General features: G+C 70.2%; 22 protein-coding genes and 1 riboswitch. Of the genes, 3 read left to right on the forward strand and 19 right to left on the reverse strand.

The genetic code is table 11. The features are described 5' to 3' along the window. Window positions 1-101: 101 nt before the first annotated feature. A riboswitch (TPP riboswitch) is annotated at window positions 102-222 on the reverse strand. Between the two features lie 33 nt (window positions 223-255). The 3 genes from rlmN to ACFV1J_RS29200 form a co-directional block, all read right to left on the reverse strand. Beyond that, window positions 256-1,362, reverse strand: coding sequence for a 23S rRNA (adenine(2503)-C(2))-methyltransferase RlmN (rlmN, locus tag ACFV1J_RS29190; protein WP_030413730.1), 1,107 nt, complete (start codon window positions 1,360-1,362; stop codon window positions 256-258). A gap of 335 nt (window positions 1,363-1,697) precedes the next feature. Continuing rightward, window positions 1,698-2,270: an RICIN domain-containing protein gene (locus ACFV1J_RS29195; protein ID WP_385862995.1), complete on the reverse strand. Its 573-nt coding sequence runs from the start codon at window positions 2,268-2,270 to the stop codon at window positions 1,698-1,700. Window positions 2,271-2,935: 665 nt separating this feature from the next. Next, the gene (locus tag ACFV1J_RS29200; protein ID WP_385862996.1) at window positions 2,936-3,559 is read right to left on the reverse strand and encodes a TetR/AcrR family transcriptional regulator; all 624 of its coding nucleotides are present in this window, start codon (window positions 3,557-3,559) and stop codon (window positions 2,936-2,938) included. A gap of 79 nt (window positions 3,560-3,638) precedes the next feature. Here ACFV1J_RS29200 and ACFV1J_RS29205 point away from each other — a divergent pair, with 79 nt between their 5' ends. Continuing rightward, window positions 3,639-3,866 carry a hypothetical protein gene (locus ACFV1J_RS29205; RefSeq protein WP_385862998.1) on the forward strand — a complete coding sequence of 76 codons (228 nt, stop codon included), beginning with the start codon at window positions 3,639-3,641 and terminating at the stop codon, window positions 3,864-3,866. Beyond that, window positions 3,863-4,129: a hypothetical protein gene (locus tag ACFV1J_RS29210; RefSeq protein ID WP_385863000.1), complete on the forward strand. Its 267-nt coding sequence runs from the start codon at window positions 3,863-3,865 to the stop codon at window positions 4,127-4,129. Before ACFV1J_RS29205 ends, ACFV1J_RS29210 begins: the two co-directional genes overlap by 4 nt. Window positions 4,130-4,376: 247 nt before the next feature. On the opposite strand, the gene ACFV1J_RS29215 is transcribed toward ACFV1J_RS29210, so the two are convergent. From ACFV1J_RS29215 to rpsB, 5 genes are all read right to left on the reverse strand, one after another. Continuing rightward, window positions 4,377-5,549, reverse strand: a complete 1,173-nt coding sequence (locus ACFV1J_RS29215) for a phosphatidate cytidylyltransferase (protein WP_385863001.1) — start codon at window positions 5,547-5,549, stop codon at window positions 4,377-4,379. Next, window positions 5,549-6,106, reverse strand: coding sequence for a ribosome recycling factor (gene frr / locus ACFV1J_RS29220; protein ID WP_030413725.1), 558 nt, complete (start codon window positions 6,104-6,106; stop codon window positions 5,549-5,551). Before frr ends, ACFV1J_RS29215 begins: the two co-directional genes overlap by 1 nt. Window positions 6,107-6,281: 175 nt before the next feature. Further along, window positions 6,282-7,052, reverse strand: coding sequence for a UMP kinase (gene pyrH / locus ACFV1J_RS29225; RefSeq protein WP_385863003.1), 771 nt, complete (start codon window positions 7,050-7,052; stop codon window positions 6,282-6,284). Window positions 7,053-7,215: 163 nt separating this feature from the next. After that, window positions 7,216-8,052, reverse strand: a complete 837-nt coding sequence (gene tsf / locus ACFV1J_RS29230) for a translation elongation factor Ts (protein WP_385863005.1) — start codon at window positions 8,050-8,052, stop codon at window positions 7,216-7,218. 105 nt (window positions 8,053-8,157) lie between these two features. Then, window positions 8,158-9,051: a 30S ribosomal protein S2 gene (gene rpsB / locus ACFV1J_RS29235; protein WP_385863007.1), complete on the reverse strand. Its 894-nt coding sequence runs from the start codon at window positions 9,049-9,051 to the stop codon at window positions 8,158-8,160. Between the two features lie 361 nt (window positions 9,052-9,412). Between rpsB and ACFV1J_RS29240 the strand changes: the two genes are divergently transcribed. Continuing rightward, window positions 9,413-10,816 (forward strand): murein hydrolase activator EnvC family protein, encoded by a 1,404-nt coding sequence (locus tag ACFV1J_RS29240; RefSeq protein WP_385863009.1) that lies wholly within the window; start codon window positions 9,413-9,415, stop codon window positions 10,814-10,816. 366 nt (window positions 10,817-11,182) lie between these two features. Here ACFV1J_RS29240 and ACFV1J_RS29245 read toward each other — a convergent pair whose 3' ends face one another. The 11 genes from ACFV1J_RS29245 to lepB (ACFV1J_RS29295) all read right to left on the reverse strand — a co-directional run bounded on the left by ACFV1J_RS29245 (window position 11,183) and on the right by lepB (ACFV1J_RS29295) (window position 21,823). After that, on the reverse strand, window positions 11,183-11,722 hold the full coding sequence (locus ACFV1J_RS29245) for a TetR/AcrR family transcriptional regulator (protein ID WP_385863048.1): 540 nt from the start codon (window positions 11,720-11,722) through the stop codon (window positions 11,183-11,185). 237 nt (window positions 11,723-11,959) lie between these two features. Continuing rightward, complete coding sequence (gene whiG, locus ACFV1J_RS29250) at window positions 11,960-12,796, reverse strand: RNA polymerase sigma factor WhiG (protein ID WP_030415789.1); 837 nt, start codon at window positions 12,794-12,796, stop codon at window positions 11,960-11,962. A gap of 358 nt (window positions 12,797-13,154) precedes the next feature. After that, window positions 13,155-14,510 (reverse strand): DNA-processing protein DprA, encoded by a 1,356-nt coding sequence (gene dprA / locus ACFV1J_RS29255; protein WP_385863011.1) that lies wholly within the window; start codon window positions 14,508-14,510, stop codon window positions 13,155-13,157. Between the two features lie 6 nt (window positions 14,511-14,516). Further along, a complete protein-coding gene (locus ACFV1J_RS29260) occupies window positions 14,517-16,190 on the reverse strand; it encodes a YifB family Mg chelatase-like AAA ATPase (RefSeq protein ID WP_385863013.1) in 1,674 nt (557 codons plus the stop codon). After that, a complete protein-coding gene (locus ACFV1J_RS29265; RefSeq protein WP_385863050.1) occupies window positions 16,191-16,511 on the reverse strand; it encodes a YraN family protein in 321 nt (106 codons plus the stop codon). It abuts the gene before it with no gap. A 392-nt stretch (window positions 16,512-16,903) separates the two neighbouring features. After that, window positions 16,904-17,212 carry a DUF2469 domain-containing protein gene (locus tag ACFV1J_RS29270; RefSeq protein WP_003980220.1) on the reverse strand — a complete coding sequence of 103 codons (309 nt, stop codon included), beginning with the start codon at window positions 17,210-17,212 and terminating at the stop codon, window positions 16,904-16,906. A 38-nt stretch (window positions 17,213-17,250) separates the two neighbouring features. Further along, a complete protein-coding gene (locus tag ACFV1J_RS29275; RefSeq protein ID WP_385863052.1) occupies window positions 17,251-17,706 on the reverse strand; it encodes an NUDIX hydrolase in 456 nt (151 codons plus the stop codon). A 124-nt stretch (window positions 17,707-17,830) separates the two neighbouring features. After that, a complete protein-coding gene (gene lepB, locus ACFV1J_RS29280; RefSeq protein WP_385863015.1) occupies window positions 17,831-18,559 on the reverse strand; it encodes a signal peptidase I in 729 nt (242 codons plus the stop codon). Window positions 18,560-18,824: 265 nt separating this feature from the next. Beyond that, window positions 18,825-19,919: a signal peptidase I gene (lepB, locus tag ACFV1J_RS29285; protein ID WP_385863054.1), complete on the reverse strand. Its 1,095-nt coding sequence runs from the start codon at window positions 19,917-19,919 to the stop codon at window positions 18,825-18,827. After that, complete coding sequence (gene lepB / locus ACFV1J_RS29290; protein WP_385863017.1) at window positions 19,861-21,066, reverse strand: signal peptidase I; 1,206 nt, start codon at window positions 21,064-21,066, stop codon at window positions 19,861-19,863. The genes lepB (ACFV1J_RS29285) and lepB (ACFV1J_RS29290) overlap by 59 nt, the downstream gene beginning before the upstream one ends. Continuing rightward, on the reverse strand, window positions 21,059-21,823 hold the full coding sequence (gene lepB / locus ACFV1J_RS29295) for a signal peptidase I (protein ID WP_385863019.1): 765 nt from the start codon (window positions 21,821-21,823) through the stop codon (window positions 21,059-21,061). The genes lepB (ACFV1J_RS29290) and lepB (ACFV1J_RS29295) overlap by 8 nt, the downstream gene beginning before the upstream one ends. Between the last annotated feature and the right edge of the window lie 36 nt (window positions 21,824-21,859).

Raw genomic sequence — 21,859 nt, forward strand, 5'->3', positions numbered from 1 at the left:
GATTTCCTCCTGGCTGGCCAGGAAGAGACGCGGCCCCGCCCGGTGTCCGCGGCTCTCGACGTCGGGGACGTACGGAGGGGACGCCGGGCGGGGCGCAACAGCATGAGTGACGACCGAACTTCCTACCCGGAATGACCCGGGCGAGGTTCAAGGGTCTGCGGGCACCGTATGTCTACGACGCTTCCGCACTCTCAGCGCTGTGGCGCTCCCCTGTCGGAATGTGCATTTGTTCGATCACACAGTACCAGCGGGCGGTCAGCGCTCCGAGGCGGCGAGCTGCCCGCAGGCTCCGTCGATCTCCTGGCCGCGGGTGTCCCGGACGGTCACCGGAACCCCGTGCGCCTCGATGGCCTGGACGAACGCCCGCTCGTCCTCCGGGCGGGAGGCGGTCCACTTCGACCCGGGGGTCGGGTTGAGCGGAATGAGGTTCACATGGACCCGCTTGCCCTTGAGCAGCCGTCCGAGGAGGTCACCGCGCCATGCCTGGTCGTTGATGTCGCGGATCAGGGCGTACTCGATGGAGATCCGGCGGCCGGACTTCTCGGCGTACTCCCACGCCGCGTCCAGCACCTCGCGGACCTTCCAGCGCGTGTTGACGGGGACGAGCGTGTCGCGCAGCTCGTCGTCCGGGGCGTGCAGCGAGACGGCGAGCCGGCATTTGAAGCCCTCGTCGGCGAACCGCAGCATCGCCGGCACCAGGCCGACCGTGGAGACGGTGATGCCGCGCTGGGACAGGCCCAGTCCGTCGGGCTCCGGGTCGGTCAGCCGGCGGATGGCGCCGACCACGCGCTTGTAGTTGGCCAGGGGCTCGCCCATGCCCATGAAGACGATGTTGGACAGCCGCGCCGGGCCGCCCGGCACCTCACCGTCGCGCAGCGCCCGCATCCCGTCGACGATCTGGTGCACGATCTCCGCCGTCGAGAGATTACGGTCCAGCCCGGCCTGGCCGGTCGCACAGAACGGGCAGTTCATCCCGCACCCGGCCTGCGAGGAGATGCACATGGTGACCCGGTCCGGGTACCGCATCAGGACCGACTCGACGAGCGTGCCGTCGTGCAGCTTCCACAGCGTCTTGCGGGTGGTGTCGTCGTCGCACGAGATGTGCCGCACGACCGTCATCAGGTCCGGCAGCAGCTCGCTCGCCAGCTTCTCGCGGGCCGCCGCCGGGATGTCGGTCCACTGCGCCGGGTCGTGTGCGTAGCGGGCGAAGTAGTGCTGCGACAGCTGCTTGGCGCGGAACGGCTTCTCACCGATCGCGGCCACCGCCTCGCGGCGCTCGACGGGGCTGAGATCGGCAAGGTGCCGCGGAGGCTTCTTGGCCCCGCGCGGCGCGACGAAAGTGAGTTCTCCGGGTGCAGGCATGGTCCGTCCAGTGTCGCAGATCGTCTTGTGCGCCCGAGGCGCGTGCGACCCAGGGGAGATCTGCGAGGAATCCGTCACCCTCGGCGGCCGGATCGCCACTCGACGTCGTTGTCGCCGGTGGCCGGCCCGGCTACGGACCGTGGACACGGCCCGGAGTTGGGTGCTGAGCTCAACCGATGGAGCGCTCAGCTGTGTCGTTCTCATACATGGGGTGACGGGTCGCACAAGCCTTGCCGGACTTGAAGCTGGTCCGGTACGTCGTCAACTGGTCCGGTACGTCGTCAACGACCCGCTGGACAATTCCGCGTACTGATGCATCACCCGTCGGCACTGCCTCAGTCGATGATCCCACCGACCCGTTTCAGGATCCAGCGACGCGAGGGGTGCGAGTCGCAGGTGAACTGGACGAGCCCCACGTTGTTGTCGGTGGAAACACCGCCCGCAACGGTCATGCACTTGCCGGTCTGCGCATTGACGAGCTGGAACGAGTTGCCGCTTTGGTTGGTGACGATCCAGCGGCGAGAGGGGTGCGTATCGCAATTGAACTGCACGAGCCCCACGTTGTTGTCGGTGGAGACACCGCCCGCGACCGTCGCGCACTTGCGCGTTTGCTCGTTGATGATTTGGTTGGAGCGGCCGTCGCTGTTGGTGACGAGCCAGCGGCGCGAGGGGTGCGAATCACAATTGAACTGCACGAGCCCGACATTGTTGTCAGTCGAGACACCGCCCGCAACCGTCGCGCACTTGCCGGTCTGCGCATTGACGAGCTGGAAGGTTCCGGATACCTGCGCCGGGGCGCTGCCTGTCTCCGGCTGGGCGACCGCGCCATCGGGAAAGAGCATGACGCCGCCGGCTATAAGGACTGTCGAAGCCGTCAAAAGGCGGCGTTTTCGGCTGCTTTGGCGCATAGGGGTGCTCCTCTCGAAATTCCGCGAGGGAGATGCGAAGAAAAGGCGTTGACTCGTCCGCTGGACCTTTTCCAGGACCTTCTTCGGCCCTTCTGCGCAACGAAATCTGGCGCCGCGTCCATGGCTGGCAGTGGGCCACCGATAATGGCGTGGCGACCCTTCCCACCATCGAAGCACGACTCGCGCAGAATGGCAGCCCGTAAGGGTACGGAGAGCGCGCCGACGCCGCGCGCTTCTTCTCTGCCTTTCGCCGCCGCTTCGCAAAGCAAAGACCTCGGGACCCAAGGGCCTCCGAAGGGTTTCCCACGGGGCCGGCAGCCACGGTCTGGTCGACCCCTCCCGCCTGACTGCTCCACGGGGCGCCAGCCCGCCCCCAGTGCCACTGCCAGTGCCAGTGCCATGAGCAGTACCGCACTGCACCATTTCTCTGAAGTGCGTGCGCTTGGCTCCGAGTTCGGCGAGGCGCGACCAGGCGCCACCCGCCCCCGCGCCTTCCTGCGTAATCACCGACCAGGCAACGAGTACGGCCTGTCAGCAGGTCGCTCACGCCAGCGGAACCGGCGCATGCCAGCGGAACCGGCTTGCCGTCCACCACAGAGCCCCTCAATGTCTACCGACCGGAGGCCAGAGGCCAGGGGCACCGGGATAGATCCGCGTCTCACTTTCTAGCCCTTCCCCGCCAAGTCCCCCAGGTGGGCGGCCAGTACGGCGCTGCACATCTGAGGGCTCAGGACGTCGGGATTGCGGACGGCGCCGAGGCCCAGGCCGTCGAGGAGGGCGGTCAGGCGCTCGGTTTCGATGTCGAGGTCGCGGCCGGGCCGCAGGGTGCCGGACTCGTCGAGGCGGGTCAGGACGCGGCGGACCAGTCGTCGGGCGCCGGCGGCGGCCTGGTCGGAGAGGTCCTTGAAGGCCGGGTTGGTACGGGCCGCCGCGTTGAAGTCGAGGAAGACCGTGACCTCCGCGCGGCGGCGTTCGTCGAGGGGAAGGAGTTCGGCCAGCAGACCGGCCGCGAGGCGGAGGCGTTCGGCGGGGGGATGCGTGCTCAGGTCTCCGATGCGCTCGACGTGACGCAGCAACCGGTCGGTGAGGCCGTCGAGCATCGACTGCATGGCGAAGTCCATCAGCTCCTGCTGGCTGGCGAAATAGTGGCGCAGGGAGCCGATGTTGAGTCCGGCCTCGTCGGCGACGGCGCGTAGCGAGGTGCGCTGCAGGCCATCCCGTACGACGACTCGGAACAGGGCGTCGACGACCTCGCGGCGGCGGGCGTCCGGATCCACGACTTTGGGCATGGCCTCTTTGTATCACGTTATATCACGGCTGTGATAAATTGTTTTGTGTCACGCCTGTGATAGAAAACGGGAGGCTCCGGTGGAGACGTATCTCAACCTCATGCTCATCAGGTTCGGCGTCATCGCGGGCGGCGTTGTGGTGCTTGCCCTGGTGGTCTTCGGCGTTGCCGTGTTCCTCAAACGCAGGGGCCGGCTCGACCAGGCACGCCGCTATACCGACCCCGCTGTACGGGCCGCGCTGCGCATGGCCGCCCGGCGGCTGGAGGACGGGGCCGGCCGGGCCCGGCGGCGGGACGGCCGACGGTGACCGGGCTCGCCCTGCAGGCGCCTTACCTCGCCCTGCAGGCGTTCGATCTCCACCTGGCCCGCCTGTCCCACCTGTCCCACCTGTCCCGCCTGCACCAGCTGACCGAGCTGTCGGCGTCCGATCTCGCCCACCATCTGTTGGTGGATTTCGCCCTCAAGATCCTCATCGTCGTCGTGGCCCTGGTGGTGCTCGGGCTGGGGATGACGGTGATCTGGAGGCGCGTCGGCCGAGCGGAGGAGCGACAGCCGAAGAATGACGAGTGACGGGACGGGGCGGGACGGGCGGCGAGGGGCGCGGGACGGGACGGCGCAGGGCGGCGCGGCCCTACGCCGAGCCGTGGCACCGCACCCGCACCCACACCCACCACGCACCAGCGCCCCGGCCCACCCCCACGCAAAAGCCCCCTGCCAGCGGCATTCCGCTGGCAGGGGGCTTCGACTTCTCGGGCTCTCCGGCTTCTCGAGCCTGTCCGGCCTCTCGCGGCTCAGAGGCCGGGCGGCTCCACCAGGCTCAGCCCGCTCCGACGAAGACCACGAAGAGCAGCCAGACGATGGGCGCCGTCGGCAGGAGGGAGTCCAGGCGGTCCATGATGCCGCCGTGTCCGGGGAGCAAGGTGCCCATGTCCTTGATGCCCAGGTCCCGCTTGATCATGGATTCGCCGAGGTCACCGAGGGTGGCGCTGGCCGCGACCGCGAGGCCGAGCAGCAGGCCCTGCCACCAGGCGCCGTGCTTGATCAGGAATTCCATGCACAGCGCGCCGGCGACCATCGCGAAGAGCAGCGCGCCGACGAGTCCCTCGCGGGTCTTGCCCGGGCTGATGCGCGGGGCGAGCTTGTGCTTGCCGAACCGCCAGCCGACCGCGTACGCGCCGGTGTCGCTGACGACGGTGAGCAGCAGGAACGTCAGTACGCGCTGCGGCCCGTCGTCCGCCGCGAGCATCAGCGCCACGAATGTCGCGAGGAACGGCACGTAGAACGCCGCGAAGACACCGGCGGTGACGTCCCGCAGGTAGTTCTCGGGCGCCTCGGTCATCCGCCAGACGAGGACGGCGAGGGCGGTGAGCGCCATCGCCACCCAGGCGCCCTCAGCTCCGCGTACGTAACCGGCGACGACCATGGCGGTGCCACCGACCGCGAGCGGCACCAGCGGCACCCGGATGTCCTTGCGTTCCGCCAGCCGCGAGGTCAGCTCCCACAGTCCGACGACGACGGCGATCGCGATCACGCCGATGAAGACCGGCTTGTAGACGAAGAGCGAGGCGAGGATGACCGCGCCGAGACCGACACCGACCCCTATCGCGGCGCGCAGATTGCGCCCCGCGCTCTTCTTCTTCGGCTTCTCTGAGTCCGGCGCACGGTCGGACCCGGGAACGGAGGGGGGCATGGGCTCCTGCGGCTGGTCGTCGCGGAACAGGGGGCCGCTCCGTGGAGCAGCCCCCCGGTCGTCCGGGTGGTCCCGGTTATCCCGGATGTGCCGATGTTGCCGGTGGTCCCGGTCGTCGTCCTGGTGTCCGCCTGGCTCGGGCACGATGGGCATGGGCCGAGTCTGCGCCGCATCGCCCCAGTCGTGCACGGGACCCGCCGAGGCGGACGGCGCCACCCCGCGAAGCGAGGAGGCCGAACCGTATTCGGGCGGTCCCCAATGACCGGCGCCGGGCGGGGCCCCCCAGGATGACTCGTTCATCAGACCTCGAGGAGCTCGGATTCCTTGTGCTTGAGCAGCTCGTCCACCTGCGCGACGTACTTCGCGGTGGTGTCGTCGAGCTCCTTCTCGGCGCGGCGCACCTCGTCCTCGCCGCTCTCCTTGTCCTTGACCAGCTTGTCCAGGGACTCCTTGGCCTTGCGGCGGACGCTGCGGATCGAGATCTTCGCGTCCTCGCCCTTGTTCTTGGCGACCTTGATGAACTCCTTGCGGCGTTCCTCGGTCAGCTCGGGGAAGGTCACCCGGATGATGTTGCCGTCGTTGCTCGGGTTGACCCCGAGGTCCGAGTCGCGGATCGCCTGCTCGATGTTGCGCAGCGCGCTCTTGTCGAACGGGGTCACCACGGCCATCCGCGGTTCGGGAACCGAGAACGACGCCAGCTGGTTGATGGGCGTCATGGCGCCGTAGTAGTCCGCCACGATCTTGTTGAACATCGCCGGGTGCGCACGCCCGGTGCGGATCGCGGCGAAGTCCTCCTTGGCGACCACGACGGCCTTCTCCATCTTCTCCTCGGCTTCGAGGAGGATCTCTTCGATCACCACTTGCTCCTGGTCTTTTCGGTAAGAAGCAGAGCCTCGCCCCTGCCGCGCGTCTACTCCTGCACGGTGTCCGACCGGCAGGCGGTTGTCCATCCCCGTACCGAGGTCTTACCCCGGCCGGGAGTTGCCGCCCGTACGGACCGATGCCCGTACGGAAGGGCGGCAGTTGGGGCCGTCAGGCCCGGGTGTCCTGATCGCTGACGAGCGTGCCGATCTTCTCACCCTTCACCGCACGCGCGATGTTGCCCTCGGCGAGCAGTTCGAACACGAGGATCGGGAGCTTGTTGTCCCTGCACAGCGTGATGGCGGTGGCGTCCGCGACCTTCAGGTCACGGGTGATGACCTCACCGTATTCGAGGGCGTCGAACTTGACCGCGTCCGGGTTGACCTTGGGGTCGGAGTCGTAGACCCCGTCCACGCCGTTCTTGCCCATCAGCATGGCCTCGGCGTCGATCTCCAGGGCGCGCTGGGCGGCGGTGGTGTCGGTGGAGAAGTACGGCATGCCCATACCGGCGCCGAAGATGACGACCCGGCCCTTCTCCAGGTGGCGTACCGCGCGCAGCGGAATGTAGGGCTCCGCGACCTGGCCCATGGTGATCGCGGTCTGGACGCGGGAGTCGATGCCCTCCTTCTCCAGGAAGTCCTGGAGGGCCAGGCAGTTCATGACCGTGCCGAGCATGCCCATGTAGTCGGACCGGGCCCGGTCCATGCCGCGCTGCTGGAGTTCGGCGCCGCGGAAGAAGTTGCCGCCGCCGATCACGATGGCGATCTCGTAACCGTCGCGCACCACGGCGGCGATCTCGCGGGCCATCGCGTGCACGACGTCGGGGTCGACGCCCAGTCCGCCGCCGCCGGCGAACGCCTCGCCGGACAGCTTCAGCAGGAAGCGCCGCCTGCCGTCCTTGGTGGCATGGTCGGTGTGCGCGCCGTCGGCACCGTGATTCATTGAGCTCTCCTCGTGCACATACGAAGAAGGCCATTGCCGTGGGTCTGGTCCAGATCCCTGTGCGGCAATGGCCTCCTCGTCACATCTGCGGTCGGCCGGTGAGCGGCCGACTGCGTACGACCCTAGCGGGGTCGTAGGTCATTCGCTGCCTTGCGGCAGGCTCTCAGATGCCGACCTTGATGCGCGAGAAGCGCTTCAGGGTGACACCGGCCTCCTGGAGGACCTTCTCGACGGACTTCTTGTTGTCGAGCGCGTACGGCTGGCCGAGCAGCGTCGCGTCCTTGAAGAAGCCGTTGAGGCGACCCTCGACGATCTTCGGAAGGGCGGCCTCGGGCTTGCCCTCCTGGCGGGTGGTCTCCTCGGCGACGCGGCGCTCGGCCTCGACGACCTCGGCCGGGACGTCCTCGCGGGAGAGGTACTTCGGCGCGAAGGCGGCGATGTGCTGGGCGACACCCTTGGCGATCTCGGCGTTCTCCTTGTCGAACTCGACAAGGACACCGATCTGCGGCGGCAGGTCGGGCATGGTGCGGTGCATGTACGCCGTCACGTAACCGCCGGAGAACTGCGCGAAGCGGTCCAGGACGATCTTCTCACCCAGGTTGGCGTTGGCCTCGTCCACGTACGCCTGGACGGTCTTGCCGGGCTCGATCTCGGAGGCGAGCAGGGCCTCGACGTCGGCCGGGGAGGTCTTCGCGACGTGCTCGGCGATCGCCGTGGCGACGGCCTGGAACTTCTCGCCCTTGGCGACGAAGTCCGTCTCGCACTTGAGCTCGACGATGACGCCGGAGGTGTTGTCGTCCGCGATCAGGGAGACCACCGCGCCGTTCTCGGCGGAGCGGCCCTCGCGCTTGGCGACGCCCTTCTGGCCCTTGATGCGCAGCGCCTCGACGGCCTTGTCGACGTTGCCCTCGGCCTCGTCCAGGGCCTTCTTGCAGTCCATCATGCCGGCGCCGGTGAGCTCGCGGAGCTTCTTGACGTCGGCGGCGGTGTAGTTCGCCATGGTCTGTGAATCTCTTCTCGAAATCTCGAAGTCGAAAGATCTACGGGTGGACGGCGGGGGCGGCGCTCGTGGCGCACTCCCCCGCCGTCGTCAACCGGTCCTTGTTCAGGCCTGCTCGGCGTCCGCAGCCGGCTTCTCGGCCTCGGCGGCCGGAGCCTCAGCGGCCGGAGCCTCGGCGGCCGCCGGAGCCTCGGCGGGCTTCTCCGCCTCGTCGGCCTTCTTCTCGCCCTCAAGCAGGTCGCGCTCCCACTCGGCCAGCGGCTCGGCGGCAGCCTTGTCGCCGGGCTTCTGGTCGCCGGTGGCGGCGCCGGAGCGGGCGATGAGGCCCTCGGCGACGGCGTCGGCGATCACGCGGGTGAGCAGGGTGACGGAGCGGATCGCGTCGTCGTTGCCCGGGATCTTGTAGTCGACCTCGTCCGGGTCGCAGTTGGTGTCGAGGATCGCGACGACCGGGATGTTGAGCTTGCGCGCCTCGCCGACGGCGATGTGCTCCTTCTTGGTGTCCACGATCCAGACGGCGCTGGGCACCTTCTGCATCTCGCGGATACCGCCCAGGGTCTTCTCCAGCTTGGCCTTCTCACGGGAGAGGACCAGGAGCTCCTTCTTGGTGAGGCCGGACGCGGCCACATCCTCGAAGTCGATCTGCTCGAGCTCCTTGAGGCGCTGCAGGCGCTTGTAGACGGTCGAGAAGTTGGTCAGCATGCCGCCGAGCCAGCGCTGGTTCACGTAGGGCATGCCCACGCGGGTCGCCTGCTCGGCAATGGCCTCCTGGGCCTGCTTCTTCGTACCGACGAACATCACGGAGCCGCCGTGGGCGACGGTCTCCTTGACGAACTCGTAGGCGCGGTCGATGTACGACAGCGACTGGAGCAGGTCGATGATGTAGATGCCGTTGCGCTCGGTGAAGATGAAGCGCTTCATCTTCGGGTTCCAACGGCGGGTCTGGTGCCCGAAGTGGACGCCGCTCTCCAGCAGCTCCCGCATCGTGACGACGGCCATGGCCGTACTCCTTGTTGTTCTCGGTTCCACTGCGACCGGTCGGCCGCGGTGCCTGACGCCCCGACGCGCCTGCCGGGGAAGACACCTTGCGGAGCCGTCCGAGGACCGAGGAGCGCGGCCGACGTGCTGCCCGAACGGGACTGCTGCACTGACGGCGGGGCGTGCGAAGTCGACCCGGTGACCCGGATCGCCACCAGAAGTGTACGGGACGGCCGATGCACCGGGCGACACGCATCATTTCGAGCCCTGAGCGGGTGAGACCGACACCCGTCCGGGTGAGGCAGTTGTCCACAACCGGCCCGTTATCCACAGTTCCGAACCAAGATCCCCACGCCTGGCCGGACTGCGCCACTGTCGAGCCATGCGACAGCAACGACAGCAACACGAACAAGGACGAGAACGAGATCAGGAACCGGAACAGGAACGGGAACGGGAACGACAGCAGCAGGAGGGCCGAAGGCGCCTGTCGTCACAGCAATTACGGGTTCGACGAGGACGGGCACGACAAGATCGACAAGATCAGCACCATCGACCGCACAACGTACGAGTGCGAGACGTGCGAGACGTGCGAGACGTGCGAGAGGCACGACGAGATCGATCGCACGGCGTCCGGCTCACCGGCGTGGGCTTAGGCGGGGGCTGGCGGCGCGCCGGCCGGCACACAGCTTCCCGGTTCCCCTCGACTTCCCCGTCCCCATCGGCGTTCCCATCGACCCTCTTGCCGCCGCTCGGCGACTCGGCCGGCTACGGGCCGAGCTGCTTCTTTCCGGCCCGAGTGACCAGAACCCTGCTGGCCCCGGCACTGACGCTGGCACTGGCCTTGACCGCCTCGCCACTCGCGCACGCGGCGGCGAGCGGGCTGGGGTCGGGGGTGGCAGCGGGGCGCGGGGTGCAGGTAACGAGGCAGGGGGCGGAGGCGGCGACATCGCGTGAGGGGCGGCGGGCTGTGGACCTGGGGCGAAACGCTGAGGCCGCGACCGAGGCCGAGTCCGGTGGTGCTGGGGGTGGTGGCGAGGTCGGTGGTACCGGGGGTGGTGGTGCCGAGTCCGGGGGGACGCAGGCCGCCGGGGGTGAGCGGGCCTGGCCAGTGGCGGGCCCGGAAGGGATACGCCCCACTGTGTTACGCGGCTGGGAGCCGCCGCCGGCACCATGGGCGGCCGGGCACCGCGGCGTGGACCTGGCAGCTTCCGCCGGCACGACGGTACGGGCCGCCGCGCCGGGTCAAGTGGCGTTCGCCGGGACCGTGGCCGGCCGCGGCGTGCTGACCATCGAGGTGGCCCACTCCGGCCACCCTCCCTTACGCACGACGTACGAGCCCGTACGCGCCACGGTCCGTAAGGGCCAGCGGGTCACGGCCGGCCAGCCGGTCGCCGTACTCCAGCGGGGGCCTTTCCACTGCCGGGCACCGTGTCTCCACTGGGGGCTGCGCCGCGGCAAGACCTACCTGGACCCACTGTCCCTGCTGCCCCCGAGCATGCGCAGTGGAGGCCCGTCACGGCTGCTGCCGGTATTCGGTATCCCTGTGCCGCCTGGCAACAGCGCGGAGACGGCGGGCTCGCGCCCAGATCAGCCAGTGCATGCACCAAGCCCCGTGAGTGCGGCATCTACGGCTCGGGAGACGGAGGCGGCACCAACGGGAGCAGCCGTCACAGGCGCGGTCGTGCTGGCGGGGGCGGCGCTCTGGGCGCTGGGCCGACTACGTGCTGACCGCTCGGTCAGACGTCGTTCGATGCGAGGGGGTGGCCGGGCAGAGCGGCCGGGGTAAGGCGGGCGCTAGGCGGTTCGTGCGGTTCGTGCGGGTCTTCCGGTGGGCCTTGAGCCGCAGACGTCTTGAGTCCCTCGGGTCACTGTGCCGGCCCCCGGCCCCCTGGCACCGCGGGCTGCGGGCTGCGGGCTGCGGGCTGCGGGCTGCGGGCTGCGCCAACGAGAGGTGGGTGGTGACGTGCGGGGGGGCGGGTGTGGGAGGGGGTGGGTGGGGCGGGGGGAGGCCCCCGGGGTGGTGGAAGGGAAAGACAGCAGGCTCCCTGCATCCGGCCGCTCCGACCAGGGCCCACCGCCCAGAAGAGTGCCAGCCGTGAATGCCCGAATGCGGCGCGAAGGGCGCTAGCCCTGATTGCCGTGTTGCAGGGCCCTAGCCGTGGATGCCGTGGAGGGCCATGGAGACGGCTGCCTCTGTGATGTCGGTTGGGTCCTCTGCGGCGCCCAGTTCGATGCGGCGGACGGCGGCGTCGACGACCCCTTGGAGGAGCATCGCGGCGAGGCGGGGCTGTTCGTGTCCGAGGGCGGCGAGGGCTTCGACGATCATGGCGATGAGGCCGCCGTGGGCCGCGCGGATCTTCTCGCGTGCACCGGCGTCCAGCTCGCCGGCGGAGATGGCGACGACGGCACGGTGGCGCCGGTCACCGACCAGGGCGAGCTGTCGCCGTACGTACGCCTCGATCTTCTCCTCGGGGGTGTCGGCGCGCTGCATCGCCGCTTCCACCTCGGCGGCCCATACGGGAAAGTCGACGGCGCACAGCTCCTCGACGACGGCTGCGCGCGAGCGGAAGTACTCGTACACGGAGGAGCGCGCGAGTCCGGTGCGCTCGGCGAGGGCGGGGAAGGTCAGCGCTTCGGTTCCGCCTTCCGACAGCAAGGTGCGAGCGGCGTCCAACAGGGCGCCGCGCTGCATCGTCCGGTGCTCGGCCACGGAGGCCGCTCGAATCCTGGGCACGCCACCACTCTACGGATGACGTCCCCGGCGCGGCACTCCGCATGGCGACACGTCGTCCGGGTCGGGCAAGCAACGGGAGCCGTGACGACTCAGCGGATCGACTCAGCAGGCGACTCAGGGATCGACTCAGCAGACGCCTCAGCGCGGGGATTCCGAGTCAGCCTGGGACCCAGCGTGCGGCCCCACGCCCGGCCCTCAGCGGCCGACGTCGGCGAGCTTGGCTCTGAGCTGGAGGACGGACTTGGTGTGGATCTGGCTGACCCTGCTCTCCGTGACGCCGAGGACGTTGCCGATCTCGGCGAGGGTGAGCCCCTCGTAGTAGTAGAGGGTGACCACGGTCTTCTCGCGTTCGGGCAGGGTGTTGATGGCGCGGGCGAGCAGCCTGCGGAGTTCGCGGTCCTCGGCAATCTCGACCGGGTTCTCGGCAGCGGTGTCCTCGAGGGTGTCCATCAGGCTGAGCCGTTCGCCGCCCTCGCCGCCGACGTGCAGCAGCTCTTCGAGGGCCACGACGTTCGCCAGGGACAGCTGGCTGAACACGCCGTGCAGCTCCTCCAGGGCGATGCCCATCTCCTCGGCGACCTCCGCCTCGGTCGGGGTCCGGCGCAGCTGCGCTTCGAGGGTGGCGTAGGCGCGCTCGACGGCGCGGGCCTTCTGGCGTACGGAACGCGGGATCCAGTCCAGGGCGCGCAGTTCGTCGATCATGGCGCCGCGGATGCGGGTGATGGCGTACGTCTCGAATTTGATGGAGCGTTCGGGGTCGAACTTCTCGATGGCGTCGATCAGTCCGAACACTCCGGAGGAGACGAAGTCGGCCTGTTCGACGTTGGGCGGCAGGCCGACGCTGACACGGCCGGCGACGTACTTGACGAGCGGCGAGTAGTGCAGGATCAGCTGCTCCCGCAGCCGTCCGTCACCTGATGCCTTGTAGGAGCGCCACAGCTCGTCGAGCGAGGTGGGTGGGGCGGGGCGCACGCTGCCGCGTGCGGCGGGTGGTACTGCCGCACGGTCAGACCCGGAGGTGTGCTGGGGCATTCGTCGCCTTGAGCCGTTCTGCCGAGACGCGGGTGGATGGATGTGTGAGGGATGAATTGGGTGTGAGCGTAGCGTGACCGGAGTGTTGCGGTCCGCGAGGAGAGCGAGTTCGGGCGTGCGCAGATACGTTCCGCTGCCCGCACCTCAGGGTTACCTCGTACGGCGTGTCGACGCGCGCGTGCGATGCCGGGCGTGCGCCGGTGGCGAGCCGTGGGGGTGCATGCGGCGACAGGGCGGGCGGCATGTGTGCCCGGTGCGCACTATCGCCGTCTCGCTGTGGGCCGGACACGGGTGCCGAAGCATCGCAAACCTGGATTCTGCGGTCATTCCCCTCACCCTTTCACCCGTTCGCCCCAGGTCAAGTACCGCCTCGCCGGGAACCGTCCGTCGTCTCGGCGCGTCGGGCCAACTCCCAGCCCTCACCGCACCTTTGAACGAATCCGAGGGACTGCAGCTCGAAGAGTTTGGTGTGCGTGAGGTCGCGGGATGTGCCGGCTTCCCGCGCGAGATGACCGGTGTCCGTGCTCCCGCGCGCGGGCAGTGCCTCCAGTACGCGGGTTGCGACGGGATCGAGGAGGTCACGGAGGTGGGTCCGTCCGCGTCGCGCGGGGGCAAGGTCGCCGATGCTGCCGACGAGTTCGATGACCTCGTCGGCGTCGGTGACCAGGGCGGCCTCGCCGCGCAGGAGTTGGTGTACTCCGGCGGACAGGCCGCTGGTGACGGGGCCGGGCATGCCCATCGTGAAGCGGCCGAGGGCGAGCGCCCGGCGGGCGGTGACGAGCGAGCCGCTGCGGAGTTCGGCCTCCACGACGACGGTGCCGCGGGTGAGGGCGGCGATCACGCGGTTGCGTTGGACGAAGCGGCTGCGGGTGGGGTGGTCGCCGGGTGGTAACTCGGCGATGACCAGGCCCTGTTCGGTGATGCGGTCGATCAACTCGGTGTGGCCGCGGGGGTAGGCGTAGTCGACGCCGCAGGCGAGTACGGCGAGGGTGGCGCCGTTGGCGGCCAACGCGCCGCGGTGGGCCGCGCCGTCGACGCCGTACGCGGCGCCGGACGCGACGGCCCAGCCGCGTTCCGCGAGCCCGGCGCTGAGGGTGGTGGCGAGGTGGGCGCCGTATTCGGTGCAGGCCCGGGCGCCGACGACGGCGACGGAGCGCAGCGCCCAGAGCCGGAGGTGGGCCCGGCCGCGCACCCAGAGGCCGATGGGGCGGGCGTCGCCGAGGTCGTCGAGCTGGCTGGGCCACTCCTCGTCACCGGGGCAGACGAACCGGCCGCCGAGTGCGGCGACGGCGGCGAGGTCTTCGGCGGGGCGGGCCCGTGCGGCGCGCTGTCTGAGGCCGGTGAGTTTGGTCTTGCTTGCGCCCGGGGGCGGGGCCGCGTCGTCGTCGGTGAGCGCATGCAGCAGGGCGACCGGGCCCATGTCGTTCAGCCAGCGGCCGGCGGTTTCGTCGCCCGGTTCGAGGATCCGGGTGAGGGCGGCGCGGGCGCTGCGGTGTGGTTCGTAGGGCGGGTGGGGAGTGGGTGGGCGGCCGGGTGGGTGGGTGTGGTCCGGTTCGGTCGGGGGGCGGTTCGGGGGGTGGGGTGGTTGTCCGCCTGTGGGGTCGGCGGGTGGGGGGTGGTTGCGGTCTTCGGGGTTACAGGCGGTGTTGGTGCCTGCGTGGGGGTCCGTGTCGGGGGCGGGGGTAGCGAAGCCCCATTCGTCGAGTCCGGTCATGGTCGGTCAGTCCTGCTTCTGGGTGCCTTGCGGGCGGGCGGGTGCGGTCTCGTGGGCGGGCCCGGGCGGTGGTCCGCCGCCCGCCGTGGTCAGGGCGCCGCGGCGGACACCGGTGCGGAGTTCCAGGGCCCAGTTGACGTCGTCGCTGGTGGGGCGGTCGCGGCCGGCCAGGTCGGCGGCGGTCCAGGCGACGCGGAGGACACGGTCGAGTCCGCGGGCGGTGAGGAGGCCGCATTCGAGGTCGCGTTCCGCTTGGGCGAGGGCACCGGGGTCGGCCTGCCAGCGGGTGCGGAGTTCGTGGCCGGGGACCTCGCTGTTGGTGTGCCAGGGGGTGCCGGCGAGGCGGGCCGCTGCGCGTTCGCGGGCGGCTCGTACGCGGTCGGCCACGGTCGCGCTGGATTCGGCGCCCCGGCTCAGTGCGACGAGTTCGGAGCGGGCGACCGGTTCCACGGCGATGCGGAGGTCGACCCGGTCCATCAGGGGGCCGGAGAGGCGGGCGCGGTAGCGGCGGATGGAGGAGGGGCGGCATTCGCAGCCGCCGCTGAGGGTGCCGTGCCGGCCGCAGGGGCAGGGGTTGGCGGCGAGGGCCAGGAGGAAGCGGGCGGGCATGCGGATCATGCCGGCGGCCCGGGCGACGACGACATGGCCGGATTCCAGGGGCTGACGCAGTGCGTCGAGGACGCTGGGCCTGCATTCGGCGGCCTCGTCCACGAAGAGAACTCCGTGATGGGCGAGGGACACCGCGCCGGGGCGGGGCAGTCCGGTGCCGCCGCCGACGAGGGAGGCCATGGTCGCGGAGTGGTGCGGGGCGCAGTAGGGCGGTCGGTCGACCAGTGGTTGTCCTGGTGGGAGCGTGCCGGCTACCGAGTGGACGGCGGTGACCTCCAGCGATTCCTTGGGCGCCAGGGGTGGCAGCAGTCCTGGAAGCCGTTCCGCGAGCATGGTTTTGCCTGCGCCGGGCGGGCCCTTGAAGAAGATGTGGTGCCGTCCGGCGGCGGCCACCTCCAGGGCGCGGCGGGCGGTGTGCTGACCTGCGACGTCGGCGAGGTCGGGGACGTGCTCGCCGCGCGGGAGTCCGGCGCCGGTGCCGGTGCCGGGGACCACCAGGCCGGCCAGCAGCGGGTCGGGGCGTCCTTCCTCCGAGCCGTCTTCCTCCTCGGGCACCGGTTCGTCGGCGAGGACGGCGATGAGCTGGCGCAGGCTGCGGACGCCGAGGACGGAGATGCCGGGTACGAGGGAGGCCTCGGCGACGGTCCGTTCGGGGACGACGACCTGGCGGTATCCGGCGTCGGCGGCGGCCAGCACGGCGGGGAGCACGCCGCGTACGGGGCGGACCCGGCCGTCCAGGCCCAGTTCTCCGATCATCATGAGGTCGGTGAGTTCGCGGGGGTCGAGGCGTTCGGCGGCGCCGAGGACGGCGCAGGCGACGGCCAGGTCGAACCCGCTGCCTCCCTTGGGGACGGAGGCCGGGCTGAGGCCTACGGTGAGCTTCTTCTGTGGCCATTCGGCGCCGGAGTTCACGATGGCGGCGCGGACCCGGTCCCTGGATTCGATGAGGCTCTTGTCGGGGAGTCCGACGAGGGTGAAGGCGGCGACGCCCGGTTCGAGGTCGGCCTGTACCTCGACGACGACTCCTTCGACGCCGACCAGGGCGACCGAGCACGTGCGGGCGAATCCCATTCAGGCCACCCCTCGCGCATGCTCGACGGCCGGGGCGCCGCGGGTGGGCAGGACGATTCCGATGACGTCGATCCGGACGCCGCCGGGAGGTGGGCCGCCGTGGCGTTCCATCCAGCGTTCCGCCAGCATGCGGAGGCGGGCGGTCTTCTCGGGGCGGACGGCGGCCATGGGGTGCTCGTACCGGCCGGCGCGGCGGGTTTTGACCTCGCAGATCACCAGGGCGTCACCGTCGGCGGCGACGAGGTCGATCTCGCCCTCCCGGCAGCGCCAGTTGCGGGCCAGGATCCGCAGGCCGGCGTCGGTGAGGTGTCGGGCGGCCAGGTCCTCGCCGTAGCGGCCGAGAGCGCGTCGTCGGACGTCGGTGCGTGGGGGTGCGGTCGTTGCCGGGGGACGTCGCTTTCGGGCCGTCCTGGGCCGGGGCGGGGGTGCGGGCGATTTGGGCTTCGCGGATGCCGGGAGGGCCGCTGGTGTCCCGGGGGTCGTGCGTGGGGTGTGGGTCGTGGGCGAGGTCTGGGTGTGAGTGTGGGGTCCGGCCGGGTGCCGGGCGTGCGTGGCGTTCATCGGTACCACCTCCGGCACCGACTGTGACGCGCCCGCCCGGGCTTATTGGATCTTGGTGGATAACCGGCCGGTTGTGGATAACTCGCTCACCCGGGCGGGTGACGGCGGCCGCGCTGTCCCGCCCTGCGCGGCCGCGCAGGGAGTACCGCCGATCAGCTGCCAGGAAGATCCAGATCGCTCTTGTTGAGCTCTTCGATGTTCACGTCCTTGAACGTAAGGACGCGTACCTGCTTGACGAAACGGGCCGGCCGGTACATGTCCCAGACCCAGGCGTCCGCCATCGAGACCTCGAAGAAGACCTCGCCCTGTACGGAGTGCACCTGCATTTCGTAGTCATTGGTCAGGTAGAAGCGACGCTCGGTCTCGATCACGTATTTGAACAGCCCGACGACGTCGCGGTACTCCCGGTAGAGCTTCAGCTCCATCTCGGTCTCGTACTTTTCGAGGTCCTCGGCGCTCATGGCAGATCCCCTTCAGCCGTGCGTCCCCCTATTGTGCGTCAGGCTCGCTCGGTCTCCAGGAGGACCGGCGCACTCGGGGGCCCTTCGTCGAGCAGTGTGCGCAGCAGCTCGACGAGTCTGGTCGGGTACACCGTCTCATGTGAGGCGGACAGTTCCTCCCAAGTCCACCACTTCAGTCCCGAGACGCTGCGTCGTTCCAGGGCCGTCTGCCCTCCCATGTGGGTGGCAGTCCGGTCGGTTGTCGCCAGGTAGTACCACTCGTCCTGCTCCCAGCGTCGTCCGTCGAAGGGGAAGGCGCAGCGCCGCTTCCACAGGACGGGGCCCAGGACGGCGTCCGTGATGCCGGTCTCCTCGGCGAGTTCCCGGCGGGCGGCCTCCTCGTGGGTCTCGTCGCCTTCCAGGCCGCCACCGGGCGTGAACCACCAGGTGTCGGTCGGGTCGTCCGGTTCGAAGCCGTGGAGGAGCAGGATCCGGTCGTCGGGGTCGAGCAGGATGACGCGGGAGGCCTGGCGGACGGCGGTCGCCGGCTCGGCCTCCGCCCGCGCCTCTCCCCCGGGACCCGGCTCTCCCCCGACGCCCGGCCGTGCCAGCCGGCACCCGTCGTCGGGGTTCGGCCGCTCAGGCACGTGTGCGTCCGGTGCGCCGGGCGATCGGGCCGTAGGCCGCGCCGCCGAGGATGAGGACCGCGCCGGCCACCACGGTGAGCGTGATGGGCTGGATGGGGCCCGGCTGGGACGTGCCGCCGGGGAGGGCCGAGAAGGCGGCCGGGCGGTCCATCACGCCGACGCTGCCGAGCGGCCAGGCGCGGGCGTCGACCCGGGCGGCCACGGCGTCGCGCGGCACCGAGCCGTGGTCGCCGTCTGTGAGGTGGACCCGCGAGTCCATGGAGTCGCTGCGGTGGTCGCCGAGCAGGAAGAGCTGACCGGTGGGCACCTTGGCCTTGAAGCCGACGGGCGAGGCGGGGCCGCTGCCCTGCAGATACGGTTCCTCGACGGGGGTGCCGTTCACGGTCAACCGACCCTGCTTGGTGCAGCAGGCGACCTTGTCGCCGCCGACACCGACGACCCGCTTGACCATCGGCAGGTCGCCCCACGAGGAGTCCTTGAAGACGACGATGTCGCCGCGGCGTATCTGGGAGCCGTCCACCTTCTCGGCGATGACCCGGGCCCCGGCCTCGATCGTCGGTGACATCGAATCGGTCGGCACCGTATACGGGCGGTAGATCAGGGCCGCCCATACGAAGCCGCCGAGGAACAGCACACAGCCGGCGGCCATCGCGAGACCGGACAGCACACTGCCCGCTGTCCGGCCGCGACCGTCGGTCCGGTGTTCCGTACTGCTGCTCATCCCAGCGCTCCCACCCCGCAGGCCCGGCCCGCGTCGAAGATCCGGGACGGCACCTTACCTGGGGTTACGCGCTCCGGTCAGTACCTGGGTCGGGCCCGTGATCCCGTTCCGCGGACACTCCCGCCTCCACCAAGCCAACCACCCCAGACACTCCCGTCCCAGGAGAAGCCCGCACCAGAGCCCCCAAAAACGCCGACTGCCCGGGTCTCGCCCGGGCAGTCATCTCCGGACGGCGCCCACAGGCACCATCCGGCCACAGCTGGCTCTACTCTCGCCCGCCCTCCGTGCCGCGCGCCGCGCTCGGCCCCGCGTCCACGGCCGCACCGGTGGTCTGCCTCCGGCGCCGCCACAGCACCAGCGGTACCGCGCCGGCCAGCCCGAGGGCCGCCGGGGCCGCCGCCATGGCCTTGTCGAGGCCGGGCTGGTCGAAGGTGTCCGGGACCGGCAGGGTCGCCCAGCGGTTGACCGGCCAGGCGATGGTGAAGGCCCGGCCCACGACCTCGTCCTCCGAGACCGTGCCGTGGCCCTTGAGGTTCTGGTGGTAGCGGGAGTCGAGGGAGTCGTCGCGATGGTCGCCCATCACCCAGATCCGGCCCTTGGGGACGTGGATCGGGCCGAACGCGCGGTCACCGCACGGGGTGGCGCCGGGGAAGATGTACGAGCTCTCCTTCAGCGCCTTGCCGTTGACCTTGACCGGGCCGCTGCCGTGGCACTCGACGGTGTCGCCGCCGACCGCGATGACCCGCTTGATCAGGTCCTTCTCCTCGGCCGAGGGCATCAGCCCGATGAAGCTGAGGACCTTCTGCACGGGGTTGGGCTCGGGGGTCGGCGTTTCGTTCAGCCAGCCGCCCGGATCGTGGAAGACGACGACCTCACCGCGCTGCGGTTTCGCGCCGAACCACGGCGTCAGCTTGTCGACCAGCACCCGGTCCCCGCGCTGCAGGGTGTCCTGCATCGAGTCGGACGGGATGGAGAACGCCTGGACCAGGAACGTCTTGATCAGCAGCGCGAGGAGCAGGGCGATCCCGATCAGAATCGGCAGCTCTTTCCAGAAGGCGCGCGGCTTCTTGCCCTTCTTCATGCTGCCGCCGGTCTCCTCACCCGCTGCTCCGTCCGTCGCACCGGAGCCGTCGGACCCGCCGGCCGGATCCGGTGCGCCGGCACCGTTCGGCTTGTCCAGGTCCACCGGGCCCGGTGACCGCGTCCGGGCCGCGGCCGGTGACTGCGGCCGTGACGGTTCTGACTCCGCTCGTGACTGTGATGGTGACGGATGCACGGAACTCGCCGCCGACTGCGGGGTCTCACCGCGCCGCGCCGGCTCTTCGGGCTCTCCGGTTCCGGACCGCGCGCCGACCGCCAAGTCCCCCACGTCTGCTCCTCACTCCACGCACTCGCCCGCCCGTCAACCGGTGCAGGCCCACCACTCCCATAACGAGCGGGAGTTCCGCAGGGGTCGGGAGTACGGTCAAACTCTCGGGTGACAGCCTATGCGGCACGCCCGCCGCGGACGCCTTGGCGCCCGGCGCGTCGCGCACCGTCCCGAACGTGTCCGGTTCTTCGAGGCGCCGCCAGTGGCTGAACGGCCAGGCGATCACCACTGCCCGGCCCACGACGTTGTCCTCCGAGACCGTGCCACGGTACGGCTCGTCCAGGTGGAAGCGCGAATCGGCGGAGTCCGAACGGTGGTCGCCCATCACGAAGATCCGGCCGGTGGGGACGTTGACGGTGAACTTGATCTGGGACGGCGGATTGCCCGGATGGACGTACGGCTCGGTGAGCGGGCTGCCGTTGACCGTGACCCGGCCCTGCTTGTCACAGCATTTGACGGTGTCGCCACCGACCGCCACGACCCGCTTGATCAGGTCCTGCTCGTCGGCCGACGGCAGCAGCCCGATGAAGGTCATGGCGTCCTTGACCGGCTGGAAGGCGCCCGCGTCGTCCGTCGGCTGGTGCTGTTCGCCCTTGAGCCAGCCTCCGGGGTCCTTGAAGACCACGACGTCGCCGCGTTCCGGCTTGGAGCCGAACCAGGGGGTGAGCTTGTCGACCAGGACCCGGTCGCCGATCTTGATCGTCTGCTCCATGGAGCCGGACGGGATGACGAAGGCCTGGACGAGGAACGTCTTCAGTACGAGGGCGATGGCCAGCGCCACGCCCACCAGGATGGGGATCTCCTTCAGGTAGGAGCGCTGCCTGCGGCGCTTGATGCGCTTGGCCTGGCGGCGCCGCTCGGCCCGCCCGCCGGTCGCCGGCCGCCGCGGTGTGGGACCGGTGCCGGTGCCGGTGCCGGCTCGGCCCGTCGGGGCCTCCCTGGGCGCCCCGGCGTCGCCGTATGCGGCGCCCCTGCCGCCGTACGCGTCGCTGCCTTCGCCGTACGCACCACTGCCCTCGTCGTACGCACTGCTGACCTCGCGGTGCGCGCCACTGCCCCCGCGGTGCCCGCCGGCCGTTCCGCGTCCGGTATCCCCGCCGCCCTGGCGTCCGTGCCGGGGGCGTCCGCGGCTACCCATGGGGGCCTGCCGGAGCCGGTATCCGGGCGAAGGAGCCCGGTGTGTCGATCGTGCGCCAGCGGCTCACCGGCCAAGTGATCAGATCCGCCCGGCCGATGACCTCGTCGACCGGGACCGTGCCGCCGCCCGGTTCGCCGAGGTGGTCGCGGGAGTCGCTGGACCGTGCGCGGTGATCCCCCATGACCCACAGCTTCCCTTCCGGCACCACGATGTCGAACTCCACGGAGGACGGCGCGTCCCCCGGGTGGAGATAGCCCTCGTCGACGGGCTCACCGTTCACTTCGATCCGCCCCCGTTTGTCGCAGCAGGTCACATGGTCGCCGCCGATGCCGATCACGCGCTTGACGTAGTCGGTCTCGGCGGGCCGGGCCAGGCCCAGCGCCGCTCCGGCGGCGCGCAGCAGACCCGTGACGGGATTCTCCCCCTGCTCCCTGTGAACGAACGAGCCGGTGCCGTCGAACACCACCACGTCGCCCCGCGCGGGCTCGCTGCCGAAACGGTACGCCAGCTTGTTGACCAGCACCCGGTCCCCGATGTGGAGGCTGTTCTCCATGGACGAGCTGGGGATCAGGAACGGTTGCGCGACGAAGGCGCTCAGCAGCAGGACGAAGGCCAGGCAGAGCGCGAGCAGGGTGACCGGCCGGCGGCGCAGCCCGGTGAGTCGGGCGGGGAAACGCGCGGAGCGCGACCCCTGCTCCGGCCCCACGTCGGGGGTGGGAGAGGGGTCGCGCTCCGTGAGATGTGCGTCGGTGTCCATCGGGCCCTGAGCCTATCCGGCCGGATCCGGACACCC

It is taken from the genome of Streptomyces sp. NPDC059649 (assembly GCF_042734445.1).
In the GTDB taxonomy this organism is placed as follows: domain Bacteria; phylum Actinomycetota; class Actinomycetes; order Streptomycetales; family Streptomycetaceae; genus Streptomyces.